Raw genomic sequence first — 17,317 nt, 5'->3', positions numbered from 1 at the left:
CATGGCTGCCACCTACGCCCAAGAGCGCCAGGTGGCTGCTGCCGGCACCGGCAGCAGCCCAGCCCAGCCCGGGCTGCCGTTCTACGCAGAACAGGGCAGCGAATGCGCTCTGTTCGCGCAGTGCCACGCGCAGCAACTGCCGCTGCTTATCAAGGGCCCCACAGGCTGCGGAAAAACCCGGTTTGTGGAACACATGGCGGCCCGCCTGGGGCGGCCTTTGATCACCGTGTCCTGCCACGACGACCTGAGTGCCGCCGACCTGGTGGGGCGGCATCTCATCGGACAGGGCAGCACCGTGTGGGCAGACGGCCCACTCACCCGCGCAGTGCGCGAGGGCGCCATCGTCTACCTGGACGAGGTGGTGGAGGCACGCAAAGACACCACAGTGGTGCTGCACCCGCTGGCGGACGACCGGCGCATTCTGCCCATCGAACGCACAGGCGAGCAGCTCAAGGCCCCGGCAGATTTCATGCTGGTGATTTCGTACAACCCCGGCTACCAGAACCTGCTCAAAGGGCTCAAGCCCAGCACGCGCCAGCGCTTTACCGCGCTGACGCTGGACTACCCTGCCCCTGCTGTAGAGCGTCGCATTCTGGAAACCGAGGGGCGCGCCTCGCCCGCCATCGCGGCCAGGCTGGTGCAATTGGCGCAGGCATTGCGCCGGCTCACCGACCACGACTTGGAAGAAACCGCCAGCACCCGCCTGCTGGTCATGGCCGCCCGCCTGGCTTCTGCTGGTATGGGCCTGCGGCAAGCCTGCCGTGCCGCCGTGGTCGATGCGCTGAGCGACGACCATGACACCGTCCTGGCGCTCGACGAAGTCGTGCGCGCCGTGGTGGGTGATGAAGACTGAGACCGAGCCCCCCGCTGGCCACAGCCTCGTGCACCTTGGCGCGCAGGGCCGTGGCCGCAACTTCTGGCGCGCCATGCCCTTGCAGCAGCGCCGCCGCTGGCTGCAAGGCGCTTTCATGGCTTTGTTCCTGCTCGCGCCGTCCCTGAATCTCTTTCGCTTTGATTTGAACGAAACCCAGCTGTGGGTGCTGGGCATGCGCTGGTCTTTGGGCATCGGCGCCTTTCAGCGTGGCGAAGCCAGTGCCATGCAAACCGGCTGGGCCATTTTGTGGCGCGGCTTTTTACCCGCACTGGGCCTGGTGGCCGTGTTTCTGGGCATCGCCTACAAGTATGGACGGGTGTACTGCGGCTGGCTGTGCCCACACTTCTCCGTCGTTGAGACCCTTAACGGCCTGCTGCACCGCGCCACCGGCAAGCTCAGCCTGTGGGACACCTCACGCACACCGCATCCCACACGCACCCCCAACGCAAGGTGGTGGCCCGTGTTTCTGGCCACCTGCCTGGGCTGCGGCTTGGTGTGGGCCATCACGCTATTGACCTACCTTTTGCCGCCCACGGAGATCTGGGGCAACCTGTACGCGGGCACGCTCACCGCCAACCAGGCCCGCTTCATTGGCATTGGCACGCTGCTGTTTACGCTGGAGTTCACACTGGCCCGACATCTGTTTTGCCGCTTTGGCTGCGCGGTGGGGCTGTTCCAAAGCCTGGCCTGGATGGCCAACCCCAAAGGCATGGTCGTGGCCTTTGCACGCGAGCGCGCCCGCGAATGCAAAACCTGCGACAGCCCACGCGGCAGCGCCTGTGACCATGCGTGCCCCATGCGCCTGCACCCGCGCAACATCAAACGCATGATGTTTTCGTGCGTGCAATGCGGCCAATGCCTGAGCGCTTGCGACACAACCCAAACGGAACAAGGGCGTACCCCCTCGCTGCAATGGCAGATTGGACTGGACGCCGTTCGAGAGACCCTGCGCCAACGGCGCGATGGAGCCCCCTGATGGAAGAGTGGATTGGCCAATGGTGGCACCGTGCCATCACCCACCTGGCAGAGCCGCAACGCACAGAAGCCCAGGTGGCACTGCAAGACATGCAACGCAGCATCACGCTGCTCTTTCGTGCGGGCGGCGGGGATGCCGCCGTGCGCGTAGCGCCCGTGGCGGCCAGCAGCCACGGCGGCCCCCGCCGCTGGCTGCAAAAGGTGGCCGGTAGCGGCCTGCGCAGCGCCCTGCCCGAGCTGGACGCCCAGACGCTGGCACTGCCCCCGCACATCGGCGTGTTCGATCGCACCGAGCTCAATCGCGACCTGTACCTGTGGCTGGCCGCCCTGGCAGCGGTGTTCGAGCCTACGGGCGACTGGATCGCTGACAACCGGGCCGCCACGGCCCGCGCACTGCAGCGCTTTGCCGGCCTGCGCGAGCGCCACCACCGCTTGGTCACCGCCCACCTGGCTCAGCGCCCGGCCCTGCACAGCCTGCGCGGCAAAGACGTGCCCTGGGAGGCGGCGGTGCAAGCAGCCTTGCGGGGCGAAGAGCACACGCCCCTGTTTGTGACACCCCGGCAGGTAGCGCCCGTGTGGCTGTGGCTCAACGCCACGGACACGTTCAGCGCAGAGAATTCGGCACTTGGCGCGGCAGCGCAAACGCCCGCCAACCCCCAGGACACGCCGCTGGACACAGACGCCCACCGCCGCCGCGCCCGCAAAACAGAGCACAAGCCATCGCGCAACAGCATGCTGCTGGCGGCCAAGACAGATTCACTGACCAGCTGGAGCGAGCTGGTGCGCCTGGACCGCGGCACTGACGATGAACCAGACCCCAACGCCGCCATGGCCGCCAACGACATGGACACGCTGTCACTCGTGCGGTCGGAGCAAACCACCGCATCGCGCGTGCGCTTTGACCTTGACCTGCCCAGCGCCAGCGCCGACGACCTGCCCTTGGGACCTGGAACCAAGACCCCTGAATGGGACTGGCGGTGCAACCGGCTTCAGCCCGACCATTGCGCCGTTCAATGCGTCGTAGCCCGGGTTGGCGCTCCTTACTGCCCCCCTGCCCACCTGAAAGCCACCGCGCGCAAAGTACGCAGGCGCCTGGAAATCCTGCAAGCGGCCCCACGTTGGCACAGGGCCCAGGCCTCGGGCGACGAAATCGACATCGACGCCTGGGTGCGCTTCCAAAGCGAATCCTGCGGCAGCGCCCAACACAGCGAAGCCCCCCCGGTGTATGCCCAACGCCAACGCACCGAACGCAGCCTGGCCACCCTGCTGCTGGCCGACCTCTCACTCTCGACCGACGCCTATGCCACATCGCAGGCCCGCGTGATCGATGTCATCCGAGAGGCGCTTTACGTGTTCGGCTCGGCGCTGTCAGGATCGGGAGACGCCTTCGAGATTCTGGGCTTCAGCTCAGTGCGTCGGCAGCATGTGCGCATCCAGCACATCAAAGGCTTCACCGAGCCCTGGAACGACGCAGTGCACACCCGCATCGACGCATTGAAGCCTGGTTTTTACACCCGCATGGGCGCTGCTATACGCGACGCAACGCGGCGGCTGGCAGAGCGCCCCGAACGCCAACGCCTGCTGCTGGTGTTGACGGACGGCAAGCCCAACGACATTGATATTTACGAAGGACGCTACGGACTGGAGGACACACGCCACGCCATCCAGGAGGCACGCGCCCAAGGCCTCAGCCCTTTTTGCGTGACCATTGACCACGAAGCCCACCAGTACCTGCCTCTGCTGTTCGGCGCACAAGGGTATGCGCTGGTGCGTCGCCCCCAAGACCTCGTCAAGCACCTGACGCAAGCCTGGACCACCCTGGCCCGCTAACGGAACCCCCTCCTGGTTTGTGGTGGCGATTCGCGCCACCCACGCCCTCAATGGCGCAACCAAGACGGCACTTTGAACCGAACAATAGCCAAGTAAGCCGACACATAGCTGATCACAAACAGGCAGCAAAAGCCCATCAGCAGCCATGTGTTGTTCCAAAACAGCACCGCCGGCACGACGGTGAGCAAGGTAAAGCCCCAGAGGTACGGCGAAGTGCGATTGTTGCGCATCAGCACCCGGCGGGATTCATCGTCATGGAAGACCCCCCGCACGATGCGGCGATAAATCAGCTGGTGAAAATGCAGCGCATCCGCCACGCCCGGCGAGATGCCCCGAACCGCTTTGCGGTAGATCGAAAAAATGGTTTCCCACACCGGGTAGATCAACAGCAGCATAGGAAACCAGGGCGATACGTCAGCATTGCGCTGCACCAACGAGATGCTGGCCAAAGCGATCACCACCCCCCAGATGTACGCCCCCCCATCCCCGGCAAACAACATGCCGCGCGGATAGTTCCAGATCAAAAACCCCCCGGTAGCCGCTGCCGTAGTCACCAACAGCGCCGCCAGCGCCCGGTCCCCCACCTGCAAAGCCACATGGGCCAGCGCCAGGCAGACGATCAAGGCCACCATGCCCGCCAGGCCGTTGTAGCCGTCGATGATGTTGAAAGCATGCGGCAACCCCGCCACGGCAAGCAAAACGATGCCCACGCCAATCCACGGGGCAAATGCCAACAAGGCATCCAGCCAGGGCAGTCCCAGACGAGGCAGTGTCAACCCTAGCCCCCAAACTGCAACCGAGCCAGAGAGCCCCGTCAAAAACAACCGATAACTGACGCGAAGACGCTGGGTCATGTCCTCCGCAATGCCCCCCAGTGCCGCAGGCAACAACACTGCCAGCCACCACAGCACCAGACCAGACCCCAGACGCAAAGACCCTGGATCACCCCATACGGACTGCGCCACCCCCAAAAGCCAACTGCCCCCCACCCCCAGCAAAACCGCCAGCCCGCCCAAGCGGGGCACATGCCCTAGGTGAAACCGCTGAGGCATGCCTTCGCCGTAATGCTCTGCATGGTCGTGCGCCCATCGCACCACCCCAGCAGCAACGATGGCGGAGATCAAAAAACCAAAAAAGGACAACCAAATCATGGGGGGCTGATCCTACCCCCGCTTGTTACATCTGACTGTAACAATTGGCGCGCCTGCCAAAAAGTGGGGGAGCACCAGAGCCTCAAAAGGCTTCGGATATGCCACGAGAGATGCCTCAAGCTTCGCCCACTAGCCCGCTGACCGACATGCTCTATCTTGGCCTGTGCACAAACCAAAGTCTTGCCCGAAAGACGCAAGCGAAGGCTCAAATCAACATCCTCGCAATACATGAAATACGATTCATCAAAGCCACCCAACGTCTGCCAAATGTTTTGAGGCAGCACCAGACATGCAGCATTAACCCAGTCCACACGGGTCTCCACTCGGCCCCAAGCCCTACGGAGTAATAAAGACCAAGGAGTGGGCAATTGCCTCTCCCCCGCCTGTAAACGCCCAAGTCCATCCACCTGTTGGGGATAGACACAACCAACACCCAGTTCTCCGGCCAGGGCGACCATTTCCACAAAGGGATCTTGCCCACGCAGACCAACATCAGGATTCAAAACCCCGACAAATCGTTCAGAAGCCCCCTCAAGGGCACGATTGTGGTTGGCACCAAAGCCCAGTGGATGTTGGTTCATGCGGACATCCAACTGAAAAGGCCAGCCCCCCGCTGGCGGAATGGGCGGCGGCTCCGGCACATTCAGAGTGAGTACGACCCGCGTAACAGACATTGCGCACAAGTGCGCCAAATCCTGCAGCAACGCCTGCACCAGCTCCCGATGTCCGTGGCTTACCAGAGATAGCACCAGCCCTGTAGATGCCCATGTTTCATGCGCCATAAGTCCGTCATTGTTACAGCTTTGCGCAATGAGACTCCAATCATCGAACGCATCCCGCCCCGGCAGCACAGACACGACGGCGATAATCAAAGAATGACGCATTCAATTGAGGACTTGCACGTTTATCTTCGCAGCATCAAGGCAGATGAACGCACATCGCTATCGGTACTGGCCAGTCTGGTGCATCCGGAAGCCGTGGTACTGGATCTAGGTTGTGGCAGTGGTGCCCTCGGGCAGTATTTGAAAGAGCACCGCAGCTGCACCATGGACGGACTCACGCTGAGTGAGGCCGAAGCAGAGCATGCCCGCCCTCACTACCGCAGGGTCGAGGTCAGCGATTTGGAGACCTGCGATCTCCTGGAGATGTTTTCTGGTCAACGATACGACTACATCATCTGCGCAGATGTACTTGAGCACTTGCGCAAGCCCGAACGGATTTTGCAAGCCTGCAGGCAACTGCTGAGCACGGACGGCAAGTTGCTGATCTCCGTGCCTAACGCGGCCTATTGCGGCCTGATCGCAGAACTACTGCAAGGCGAGTTTCGCTATCGCGAAGAGGGTTTGCTGGACAAGACCCATCTGCGATTTTTCACACGGCGATCGCTCACCAGATTCCTGAATGAGCAGAATTGGTCACTCGATGCGTTGGACGTGGTGACTCGCGAATTGCCTGATTCCGAGTTTCAAACTCGATTTGACAATCTGCCGCCGGCAGTGGCCAGGCACATGCTGGGAACACCCGATGCACTGACCTACCAGTTCATTGGCGTTGCACGCCCCATAAGCGACACCGGCATCTCGCCTCCCAGCGAAACACCGTTGCCTACGGCCAAAGCACTGTTCACAAGCCAGCTTTACCTCGGCACCAATGGTGAATATGCAGAAGACAAGAAACTCACGGCCACTGGCGTCATGGGCGAGGGACGCCAGACACTGAGATTTGAGCTCCCTGGTAGAGATTTGAATGCCCCCCCAGCAACACATCTGCGGCTGGACCCAGCAGATCGTCCGGGGTTCGCGCATCTTTACGCGCTGACCTTGCGAGGCGATCAAAACCAAGTGTTATGGCGCTGGACCCCCACAAATGGTCTACCCACACCCACAGACGTGGAGGCGCATCAACAAATCGTCTGGCAAACACTGCTTCCAGCTGCTAGCGGAGCCGTATTGGTTCTGCTGACGGGCGATGACCCTTGGTTCCAGATATCGATTCCTAGCGAAATACTTGCGACAGCAACGCAAAATTCACCCCACATAGCACTTGATGTCGAAATGGGATGGCCAATGTCTGCGGATTACCTCGCACTTTCAAGCCAGGTGTTACCACTACAGATTGAAAACAGCGGGTTAAAAAAACTTGCGGATCAAAATCGACAACGCGCTGACGACATTGCGTCCCAGCTTGGGGATACACAGTCCCAACTCAAAAACCTGACGATCGAGCTCCAAAAGAAAGAGGGATCTCAGCTTGCGATGCAAAAAGAAAAGCAAGAGCTGGTTGCCCACCGACAAATCCTGATCTATGAGCACCAAAAACTGTCCAAGGAATTTGATGCTTTGGCCTCTTATCTGAAGTCGATAGAGAATTCCACAGTTTTCCGAGCAACGCGTCCATTGGTTAACATCAAAATGAAATTGGATCAATGGTTGGGACGGACACCATCAAAATCCAATCCAGCAATTAGCGAGAGGCCAGCAACCCCTATCGCACAGCCAAATCACCCAGTCGACATTATCGTTCCGGTCTATCGCGGTTTGGCAGACACTCAGCTATGCATCAACACGGTATTGGCCAGCGATAACAAGACGCCATATCGTCTGATCGTGATCAATGATGCAAGCCCCGAAACAGAGGTGACTGAATGGCTGCGCGCTAAAGCTGCCGACGACCATCGGATTGTCCTTCTGGAAAACGAGGCAAATCTGGGATTTGTGGGGACGGTCAATCGAGGAATGGCCTTCAGCAAAGACAATGACGTCCTGCTACTAAACAGCGATACAGAAGTGGCCAATGATTGGCTGGATCGCATTCGCCGAGCCGCGTACAGTGACTCAAGAGTAGGGTCCGTCACGCCCCTGTCGAACAATGCCACGATTTGCAGTTATCCGAATTTCTGCCAAGACAATGAATTGCCGCATGGCCACACCACTCAAACCTTGGATCTGTTGTGTGCAGCAACCAACCCTGGAGCCGTGGTGGATGTCCCCACGGGGGTAGGGTTTTGTATGTATATACGTCGAGACTGCCTCACGGGGGTGGGGCTTTTCGACGTTGCCAATTTTGGCAAAGGCTACGGTGAAGAAAATGACTTCTGCCAACGAGCGCACTCCGCCGGCTGGAGAAATCTACATTTGCTGGACACCTTCGTTCTACACACCGGGGGTGTAAGTTTCGGCGCCAGCAAAAGCCCTCGCGAACAAGCCGCAATGGAAATTTTGCGTCGGCTACATCCAAGCTACGAGGCCGACGTCATGGCTTTTGTGCAAGCCGACCCCGCACGCCCCTACCGGACAGCATTGGATTTTGCCCGCATCCAAGCGTCGCAACGCCCAACCGTCTTGGCAATCCTGCATGATCGTGCCGGAGGCACTGTCAGGCATGTACGAGAGCTTGCTAAACATCTGCAAGACCAGGTCAATACCCTCACATTGACGCCATTGCCCGGGCAAGCAGTGAAGCTGTGCATGGCGGCAGAAGAGGAAGCGATGGCATTGCAGTTTTCGCTGCCGTCTCAATTGGATGAGCTACTTTTAGCTTTGCGAGCCTTGCGTGTTAGCCACGTTCATTACCACCATTTGCTCGGACATCAAGCCATAGTGCGTGATATTCCGGCATTGCTCGGCGTTGCATATGACTTTACGGCACATGATTTTTACAGCTACTGTGCACGCATTTCACTCACTGATAACAGCAATCGCTACGCACCAGAGCCAGAACCCGGTAAATGCGGGTGCTGCCCAGACCACAGTGCAGCACCCGATGGGGGCACCATGGCCCAATGGCGGGCGGCCAATCAAAGCTTTCTACAGTGCGCTCGGAATGTCATTGCACCCAGCATAGACACGGCGCGAAGAATAGCGGCCTTCGCCCCCGATGCCAACGTAATGGCTATACCCCATACAGATCTGAAATCGGCCATTCCACCCGTTTCAGTCAAAGGCATTGCCTCCGGCGAACGCCTCAAAGTAGTGGTGCTTGGGGCACTCAGCACGATCAAGGGTGCCGATGTACTAGAAGCCGTAGCCCAACTGGCTGCCAAACAAAAAGCACCCATCGACTTCCACTTGCTTGGGTATGGATATCGCCATTTACAGACCCAGCCCAAAGCACACCTCACGGTGCACGGAGGGTATGAAGAGGAAGAGCTTCCGCAGCTTTTGGAGTGGTTGAGCGCAGATCTGGTGTGGTTCCCCGCACAGTGGCCAGAAACCTACAGCTACACGCTCAGTGCTGCGCTGCAAGCAGGGCTTGCCATTGTGGCACCCGACATTGGTGCATTTGCCGAGCGGCTGGAAGGCCGTGAATGGAGCTGGGTCGAACACTGGGACCAGACTCCTGCTGATTGGCTGGCGTTTTTCACGCACATCCGGCAAGTGAATTTTGTGCCCCAACACTCACCCAAACCGGTAGAGCACGCAACCGCTGCACGCCATCACACGACAAAGCCAGCAATTCCAGCATGGGCATACACCACGGATTACATGCGCAGCATGGCCCCCACCCCGCTGGCGCCCACCGAAATGTCGCTGGACTTTTTCCGGGTACACATGCCAGCACTAACTCCCGCGCAAGAAACCCGCTCCAAAGCGCTGCAAACCCTCGTGTGGCTGCGTTCTCTGCCCCCTTTGCGCGGCGTGGCCCGGTGCATTCCACGGCACTGGCAAACTCGGGTGAAAAACTGGCTTCGCGCTTAGCGTGCTGGCAGCGCCACCCAGTAATGCCGCAGCCGCTGGCCTACCGCTTTGTAGCTGCTAGCGCTTATTTTATAAGCGCTAGCAGCTATCAATAAATGAGCAATTCAGAAACAAACTGCGGTAGATCGCAACACAGACTCGCACCACCACGGCTTCACTGCACCATCGGCATATCTACGCAGTGCTTTAGCCACCTAGCGCTTACGGAATAAGCGCTAGCAGCTATAAATTTAAGAGCATTTAGCCTTTTACGATGTGGTCCGCAGTGTGAACACCATCGCGTGATCGGGCCTGTCGCGACCTCAGGGGCTCAGTCCTTGCGTAGCAGCAGGAAAATCTCGTTGTTCACCAACCAGTCGCGAGGGTACTGCGACAGCAAACCCTCGGGCACCTCAAGGTCCACGGTGCGCCGCTCTTCCCTGGCAACGCTAAAGCCTGCACCCTTGGCGAATTGCACCAATTCGTCCGCTGTTAGTCGGTTCAGCGCCTTGTATTCATTGAAGACAAACCGCTTGTAGCCATCCACACCAAAATCAGCAAAGCCAAAATCTACTTCGGCCGGGTCGATCGGCCCCTGGTGGTTTTCGATCACCTTCCACAGCTCATCTTCCGTCGCCAGCAAATGGTGCCAGGGTGTGTCGTCGTAGCGGCGCAGGTGCGAGCCATACGGGGAGAAATACAGCGGCTCGATCTGGATGAAGAAATAGCCTCCTGGGCGAAGGCAGGCATGCAAATCGGCCAGGATGGTTGCCAATTGGTCACGCCGCACATGCTCAAAGGTGGACCAGCTCATGATGCCGTCGTACTGCACGCCCGCCTGGGCCAAGGCATCGCCCGACTGGATGGTTTCAAACGTGAGCGCCACGGGCACACGCTGCATGCCCAATTGCTCACGTGCAATGCGTGGCAGCTTTTGGTACTCGCGCCGCACGTCCACCCCATGAATGGAGGTGGCGCCATAGCGCAGCGCCAGCGACAAATCGGTAATGCCATCACCACAGCCAAAGTTCAAAAACCGCGACTTGGGTATGTCCAGAACGCCGCCCACCCAGTGGTTCACCACATCGGCGGCGTACTCAAAATGGGCTCGAAACCATTCGTCGGTGATTTGCCCAGCATCCCAGGGCGCGACCCCCAGAAGCCGCTCTTGCAGGCGCGCGATCAAACCCATGAATAACCTCCTATGGATGCCGCGCCACCGCAATCCCCAGCGCGCTCCGTTGTGTTTTACTGCTTGCGCAGCACGTAGGCGTCTTGGTGGTTCCAGAAATGCACCAAGGACTTGTGCACCAAACTCCCAGCCCCCACCGTCTCAGCAATGCGCGCCAGCACAAAGGGCTCGGCAGTGAAGGCCGTGCCGTATTCCTGGCCGTCGATGGCGTTGGACTCGCTCGAGGGCGCGAAGAAATAGCCTTCCTCATCGAGCGTGACATGGTCAAAGTTTGCCGCCTTGATCCCGTGGGTGGTGAACACCAGTAAACCACCGGGCTCCACCGCATCCCACAACACCTTGAGCCAGCGTGACCAGGTGCTGCGCGGCAGGTGGCTGAACAACGACAGCACAAACACCAGCCCATAGCGCCGGGGCCATTGCACCTGCTCAGGCACACTGGCAGACATGAAGCCTTGCACGCCAAAGGTTTGCGTTGCAAAGCCAACGGCATCGGGCACCACGTCAGACACCGTGACCCGGCTCGGCCCCAGCACCTTCACCAGGTGGCGGGTGAATCGCCCGTGGCCGCTGGCAAACTCCAGCACGCTGGGTGTCTGCAGCAAAGGCTGGCCCACTGCCTCCAGCAGCAGCATCAACTCCGACAACGTGCGCCACCCGTCTGCCAGGTAGTCACGCAAGGGGTTGGTGCTGGAGGCATGCCCGGCAAAGAAGCCAAAAATATCGTCTTGTGGGGAAATGGTGCAGTCCAACCCCATGATGTTGCGAAACGAGCCTACCAAGTCATTGGACTCGATCAGCGCATGGGCTTGCAACAGCGTGTCGCGCTCGCTGCGGGCGCGCGCAAGTACCTGGGCGGCACCCGTGCGGTCGCCCTGGCCCAGCAAAAGAAGCCCCTCTTGTAATAGCTGCTGGCCTGCACTGGGTGGCTGGTCTGGCTTGCAACCCAAAGCGGGCTCATGTGCATTGCCGTCCATGCGGCCTTGTTCATCGTTCATCTTTTTCTCTGCAATGTCTGTCACTGTCTATAGGGCCAAGGTGCCCCAGCCCATCAACTCCAGTGGTGGGGCAAACGCACCAAGCCCGGCAGGGGCTTGGGGAAAATAAACCGAAAGTGCATGAACTGAAACCACTCGTCGTACACCGCCAGCCCTGTCTCGTCGAACAAAAACGCGCTGATCACGTAGTCGCCGCTGTGCAGCGGAAGGTCAGGAAACGTAAGCACCGAGCACCATGTCCCATCAGGCTGCTGCACCGGATGTGCGCCATCCTCATGGGTTGCAAGCGAGGTGATGCCCACCCCTTTGGACTGCTCAATCATGAACCCAATGTGCGGTCGCTCTGCACCCCGTCCGCGCGCCTTGATCGTGACCACCAAATCCTGGCCTTGCAGTACAGCAGGCTGCCCATTCTGCGGCTCTGCCAGATTAGAAACATCCACGGACAAAATGCAGGCACCACCACCACCGTCGGTGGCAGCCACGGAGGCGGCAGGGCCAGCAGGCGATGGAGCGGGCTCCACAACAGCAGACACGGAGGCTTCAAATGAACCCGCAGATTCGGAGTCCATAGGCAAAGCGGGGGCTATGGGCTGCGCAGCCTCTGCCAAATCGCCCGCTTCTCGCTGGCGGGTGTACACATCGTAGGCCGCCAACACCTCTTCGGTGCCGCCGAACTGGGCCACTTGCCCGGCCTTGAGCCACAGGGCCCGGTCACACAAATGCCGGATGTGGTACGGACTGTGCGAGCAAAACAAAATGGTGCACCCGCTGTTGCGAAAGGCAGTAATACGCTCCACGCACTTCTTCTGGAAGTGCTGATCGCCCACGGCCAATGCCTCGTCAATGATCAGCACATCGGGCTGCACCGCCGTGACCAATGCGAACGCCAAGCGCACCGTCATGCCCGATGAATATGTCTTCACCGGCCTGTCCAGCGCCTCACCCAGTTCGCAAAATTCGATGATTTCAGGCTCCAGCCGCTCCATTTCTTCGCGGCTGATACCAATGAGACTGCCGCCGAAGTACAGATTGTCTCGCCCGCTGAAGTCGGGGTGAAAGCCTGCGCCCAACTCCAAAATGGCGGTAACTCGCCCTACGCGCTCAATAGAGCCTTGGCTTGGCTGCATGGTCCCCGCCAACAATTTAAGCAACGAGCTTTTCCCTGCACCATTGTCGCCAATGACTCCAATACATTCGCCGCGCTGAAGTTCGAACGAGACATCTCGTAACGCCCAATGGCTGCGATGCGTTGCCCTGCCAGTCAGTAACGCGCGCAAGCGCGACCGTGGTGAGGGGTATAGCTTGTACTCTTTGCTAACCGATCGAACCCTAAGTACGGGATTCGCGGCGATGGAATATTGCGGAGCTTGCACTGTCATAACCAGTCTACCAACTGGTCCCTACTGCGGCTTACCAGTACCGACAGCAAAACTGCGGCCAACCCCAGCCAACCCAAAGTTACCAACCATGCGCTCAAAGGGGGCCATACGCCGCGAAGAAGAATCTCTTGGTAGCCCTGCACCAGCGAAGTCATAGGATTGAGCCACAAAACCCACCTCCATTTTTCTGGAAACATGGTAAGTGGAAAAAGGACCGGTGAGAGATAAATTCCAACAGACAATAAGAAGCCAACCAGCTGCACAGTGTCACGCAATGCGGCAGCCAATATGGCCAATATAAAACCCAGCAGCAGACTCAAAAGCACTTGCAAGGCTAAAAATACAGGGAAGGCCAACACTGCAATATTGAAGCGATGTGATGGCGCATACAGAATTGCAACAACGAGCAGCAAGGGCACATAAACAATGAGGCTTGCCAAGACAGTCCGGGTAACAAACAGAACAGGCGGTAGCGGATTTTTTTGAAGCAGTCCGCCAGCATCTAGCAAACTGTTCATGCCACGGGATATTGCGTCACAGAACGCCATCCACGGCAGCGCCCCGACGATAAGAAATGCACCGACCGCGTGCGTTGGGGCACCATCACCCAGGCGCATAGAGAACACAACGTCAAATACCAAATAATAAGCAGCAACCGTAAGCAAAGGCTGCAGATAAGGCCATAGCACGCCCAACACGGTACCACTATGACGGGCCGATACCTCTCGACGTGTAAGCCCCCAAACCAGGGTGCGGGAGCGCCACAAGGTTCGAGCTTCATCCATCAAAATCATCATAAGGTCACGCCACTCACAGTAGCAAATATGTATTCCAGCAAAAACACCAAACCCGCCTACCGGGCGGGTTTGGTTTAGCTCATACCAAGCCAATAGGTATTGCTATTTAATTGGCCTAGCGAAAAGCAATTTAATTATTTTTGCGTGGGTGTGTTTGAGTATTCTGCTGCGAATGCAGATACTGCAGGTGCATTGACTTTCGCACCTTGTTGCAATTTTTGCGCTTCAGCTACCCGCGCCTCTTGAACCACAGAGCTTTTGACTTCCTTGATCAACTCATCTCGAACGTCTTCAAATGGTCGAATGCCAGCGGGACGCTTTTCTTCCAGCTGCAGTACGTGGAAGCCAAACTTTGTTTCGACAACACCACTGAGATCGCCTTTTTTCTTCAAAGCAAACGCCGCTGTTTCAAACTCTGGCAGCATTCTGCCTTTTGCAAAGAAGCCTAAATCGCCTCCCTTGGCAGCACTGCCTGGGTCTGCAGAGACTTCTTTGGCCAAGGCCCCAAACTCAGCACCCGATGCCAATTTTTTCACGACCTCGTCAATTTTCTCACGGGCATTGGGAGTTGTGGGGCTGATCAAAATGTGACGAACCCGAACCTGCTCATCTACCTTGAAGCGGTCTGACTTCGCTTTGTAAACGGTTTGCGCCATTTTTTCGGCAGCTTCATCGGTGGGGGCTGCCGCTTTGTCCAATTTTTCCAAGTAGGCGTCAGACAGTACTTTGTCGCGGGCAATGCGCAATGCCGCAACGACAGCAGGATCTTTTTCAAGGCCATCAGCCTCTGCACGCAATGCCATGGCTCTGCGTGCATACAAGTTGGAGGCGATTTGCGTCACCGTCTGCGGCTTGCCCAACACTTGTGGCCGCATTTCAACTGGCATGCGCAATGCGTCGGCCTGCATGTCTTGCACCGTGATTTTTATTTTCTCACCTTCGACCAGAGCATCATCAGCAGCCCAGGCGGGAGCGCACAACACGGCCGCAGCAACCAATACAGCACGCGACAAGAAGGGTGAATTCAAGCTTTTCAGTGTTTGAGACATCGACAGTACGTTCCAAGCAGTTAAAAAAAAAGGCGGGGGAAGCCCCCCGCCTTTTTAGATCACATTGCTGTGATTAAGTGCCCACGAATTAACGTGTGAAGCGGTGATCCCAAGTGATACCGTAGGTACCAGATGTGTTGGCAGTTGCGCTTGGGTTAGACAGCTTGATGAACGAAGAACCCAAGATTGGCAGACCCTTGCCGCTGTTGTTGGTCGACAGAACAGCCCAACCGTTGGTGTACACGCCGGACACGTTTTGACGTGCAACAGCACCACCCAACACCGACACGCCGGAGTCAGCGAAGCTCAGAACGCTGGTTTCGCCGCAGAAGCGAGTAGCAGACACTGTACCTGGAGAGAACACGGCACCGCTGGTCTTGGTGGTTTCTTCGCGGTCATAGAATGTCTGAGCATCAGCGTTCACGCAAATAGCACCGTTGGTTGCCAGAGCAGTCGTGTTGGCTGCAGTGAACATTTCGTCGCCGAAACCAACAGCTGCCAAGTCCGAGAACAGGCGGTAGTCGCTAGCAGCAGTGCTGAAAGCACCGTTGCTGGTAGCTGCGTAGTTCGCAGCCACGTTGTAGCGACGTGTAGGCATAGAGAACACCCAGTCTGTCTTAGCAGAGATGGATGCATCGTTAGCGTACTGGTTGGTGATGGAAGTCACCTTGATCGCGTTCGTCAGGTTGGTTGCTTGCGCCAGAGGAGCTGCAGCGTTCAAAGTCCCCACCGTGTAAGGTGTTGACAGGTCAGGCAGGTCATAGTTTGCAGCAGCAATCTTGGCACCGCTCACTTGAACGCCAGCAGCATCGCGAGAGTCTGTACGGAACAGCGGATCAGCCGAAGCCAGCATTGGCGCTGCATTGGCGTTGGCATTTTGTGGGAAGTGCACAAAGTTACCACGACCAGCAACACCAGTAGGTGTCAGAGCTGTAATAGCAGTGGCACCACCGGAGAACGTTGTTGTTTGGGCAACGTTGATGATGTACCAGTCGCCGTACAGACCTGTTGTAGGCGTGTTAAAGCCTGCAGTCGAAGCAGCAGCTTGCGTTGTGAAGTTTTGCAGAGTGTTATTCAACACCGATGCCGTGCAAGGTGCAACACCGTTCACGTGCTTGATAGCTGTGTACAGCGATGTAGTTGCAGTGTTTGCAGGAATGTCAGCCATGTTGAAAATTTCAACGTAGCCTTCACGGGTGTTGTTTGCCTTGTCAGCAGCGGTCAGAACAGAGTTCAGACGGTCTTGAACGAAAGCCTGAGCCACGCCCTTCGCCAGTGTAGGCAATGTGCAGGTGCCGTCGCCAGTTGTCAGAGTAGCCACGCCATCAGAACCAGCTGACACAGCAGCAGTCCACACGTCGCCAGGCGACATGAAGACTTGGAAGTCAAGAATGTCGTCAGAGTTCAGAGCGCCGCGGAAGCGAACCTTCACAGCCTTGCCGTTTGCAGTGTCGGTGTTCACAACGTGCAGAACGGTCATGTTACCGTTTTGAGCGTTGAAGTAAGGAACGATCAGCGAGTGACCGATACCACCTTGCGACACTTGCAAAGAAGTAGCCGTAGTGGTGTCCATCGACGTTCCAGGAATGAACGTACCGTTACCAGCAACCACATCAGCAGAAGCGACGCCGGCAAAGCCCAGGCCACCAATCATGGCAGCAATGCTCAGGGCCAGAACATTTTTTCTCATATCAAGAACTCCAGTTAAAAAGTTGGTAAGCGCAACTACCACGATTGATTACGCTAAGGTATGGTAGCACAGCGCGCGAGAGGCATGTCCAGCACAAGGCATCCAAAAAACCCCTCTTGTTGAAGAAATGCAACACTAGTTGATACGCGGCAGTTGCCTTGCTCAACCAGCGTGCGGAACAGCGCCATCAAAGGTCTTGATAGTGCCACCACTGGCCGTCTTCCAGCAGCCATGTCTCGTTCATGTAGGTTTCCACCTTGTCGAGCTTGAGCATGAGGATAGCGGGTTTCACACCCAATTTCATCTGCACCTCGCATTTTTCTGGCTCGCACACGACTTTTGACACAGATGCATCCACCACAGATACACCAGCACCAAACTGCAGCTTGTACTGCTCAGCCGTGCGCACCTTGCGGTAGCCCGGCGTAGAAAACTGGTACGCGACCTCGTACTTCGCACTCATTCGCGCCTTCCAATAGTCCGTAGCGCGCTTTTCTACGACCTGCTCTGGAGTCTGCGTGCCAATAGATGCGCAGCCAGCCAGCCCAACAACCCCAGCGGCCAAGGCAAGCAGAGCAAGGCGACGATAGTGAGGGTACTTACTACTCATAGGATAAAAGCTCCACGTTGATCAAATTGATTAAAGTTCGCACAGGCCCAGTGCGAGAGACGAGCACAGAGGTGTCATACAAAGGAGCGGCAA

Annotated in this window: 13 protein-coding genes; 4 read left to right on the top strand and 9 right to left on the bottom strand. The window is 57.8% G+C overall.

Going from position 1 to position 17,317, the window contains the following annotated elements; genetic code table 11:
- Position 1: 1 nt before the first annotated feature.
- From CLU88_RS18400 to CLU88_RS18390, 3 genes are read left to right on the top strand one after another with little or no spacing between them, the layout of a single operon-like run.
- Positions 2 to 853 (top strand): CbbQ/NirQ/NorQ/GpvN family protein, encoded by an 852-nt coding sequence (locus CLU88_RS18400; protein ID WP_099657835.1) that lies wholly within the window; start codon positions 2 to 4, stop codon positions 851 to 853.
- The gene (locus CLU88_RS18395) at positions 795 to 1,850 is read left to right on the top strand and encodes a 4Fe-4S binding protein (RefSeq protein WP_233205528.1); all 1,056 of its coding nucleotides are present in this window, start codon (positions 795 to 797) and stop codon (positions 1,848 to 1,850) included. The genes CLU88_RS18400 and CLU88_RS18395 overlap by 59 nt, the downstream gene beginning before the upstream one ends.
- Positions 1,850 to 3,679, top strand: a complete 1,830-nt coding sequence (locus CLU88_RS18390; RefSeq protein WP_099657833.1) for a nitric oxide reductase activation protein NorD — start codon at positions 1,850 to 1,852, stop codon at positions 3,677 to 3,679. The genes CLU88_RS18395 and CLU88_RS18390 overlap by 1 nt, the downstream gene beginning before the upstream one ends.
- 47 nt (positions 3,680 to 3,726) lie before the next feature.
- On the opposite strand, the gene CLU88_RS18385 is transcribed toward CLU88_RS18390, so the two are convergent.
- Both CLU88_RS18385 and CLU88_RS18380 read right to left on the bottom strand, forming a co-directional pair.
- Positions 3,727 to 4,830 (bottom strand): glycosyltransferase, encoded by a 1,104-nt coding sequence (locus CLU88_RS18385; protein WP_099657832.1) that lies wholly within the window; start codon positions 4,828 to 4,830, stop codon positions 3,727 to 3,729.
- Positions 4,827 to 5,714 carry a glycosyltransferase family 2 protein gene (locus tag CLU88_RS18380; protein ID WP_369827666.1) on the bottom strand — a complete coding sequence of 296 codons (888 nt, stop codon included), beginning with the start codon at positions 5,712 to 5,714 and terminating at the stop codon, positions 4,827 to 4,829. Before CLU88_RS18380 ends, CLU88_RS18385 begins: the two co-directional genes overlap by 4 nt.
- Here CLU88_RS18380 and CLU88_RS18375 point away from each other — a divergent pair.
- A complete protein-coding gene (locus tag CLU88_RS18375; protein ID WP_099657831.1) occupies positions 5,706 to 9,527 on the top strand; it encodes a methyltransferase domain-containing protein in 3,822 nt (1,273 codons plus the stop codon). The genes CLU88_RS18380 and CLU88_RS18375 overlap by 9 nt on opposite strands.
- A 310-nt stretch (positions 9,528 to 9,837) precedes the next feature.
- On the opposite strand, the gene CLU88_RS18370 is transcribed toward CLU88_RS18375, so the two are convergent.
- The 7 genes from CLU88_RS18370 to CLU88_RS18340 all read right to left on the bottom strand — a co-directional run bounded on the left by CLU88_RS18370 (position 9,838) and on the right by CLU88_RS18340 (position 17,077).
- Entirely contained in the window at positions 9,838 to 10,698 is an 861-nt protein-coding gene (locus CLU88_RS18370) for a cyclopropane-fatty-acyl-phospholipid synthase family protein (protein WP_099657830.1), read from the bottom strand.
- A gap of 56 nt (positions 10,699 to 10,754) precedes the next feature.
- Positions 10,755 to 11,696 carry a class I SAM-dependent methyltransferase gene (locus tag CLU88_RS18365; protein WP_233205527.1) on the bottom strand — a complete coding sequence of 314 codons (942 nt, stop codon included), beginning with the start codon at positions 11,694 to 11,696 and terminating at the stop codon, positions 10,755 to 10,757.
- Positions 11,697 to 11,749: 53 nt separating this feature from the next.
- Entirely contained in the window at positions 11,750 to 13,078 is a 1,329-nt protein-coding gene (locus tag CLU88_RS18360) for an ABC transporter ATP-binding protein (protein WP_099657829.1), read from the bottom strand.
- The gene (locus CLU88_RS18355; RefSeq protein WP_099657828.1) at positions 13,075 to 13,875 is read right to left on the bottom strand and encodes an ABC transporter permease; all 801 of its coding nucleotides are present in this window, start codon (positions 13,873 to 13,875) and stop codon (positions 13,075 to 13,077) included. The genes CLU88_RS18360 and CLU88_RS18355 overlap by 4 nt, the downstream gene beginning before the upstream one ends.
- A 134-nt stretch (positions 13,876 to 14,009) precedes the next feature.
- A complete protein-coding gene (locus CLU88_RS18350; protein WP_233205526.1) occupies positions 14,010 to 14,924 on the bottom strand; it encodes a peptidylprolyl isomerase in 915 nt (304 codons plus the stop codon).
- An 88-nt stretch (positions 14,925 to 15,012) separates the two neighbouring features.
- Positions 15,013 to 16,614: a cell surface protein gene (locus tag CLU88_RS18345; protein WP_099657827.1), complete on the bottom strand. Its 1,602-nt coding sequence runs from the start codon at positions 16,612 to 16,614 to the stop codon at positions 15,013 to 15,015.
- A 187-nt stretch (positions 16,615 to 16,801) separates the two neighbouring features.
- Positions 16,802 to 17,077: a hypothetical protein gene (locus CLU88_RS18340; RefSeq protein WP_233205525.1), complete on the bottom strand. Its 276-nt coding sequence runs from the start codon at positions 17,075 to 17,077 to the stop codon at positions 16,802 to 16,804.
- Positions 17,078 to 17,317: the final 240 nt, after the last annotated feature.

This window comes from Acidovorax sp. 56, assembly GCF_002749705.1.
Lineage (GTDB): Bacteria > Pseudomonadota > Gammaproteobacteria > Burkholderiales > Burkholderiaceae_C > Acidovorax.
The sequence above is the reverse complement of the archived record's forward strand: the minus strand, read 5'-3'. Positions and strand labels throughout refer to the sequence as shown.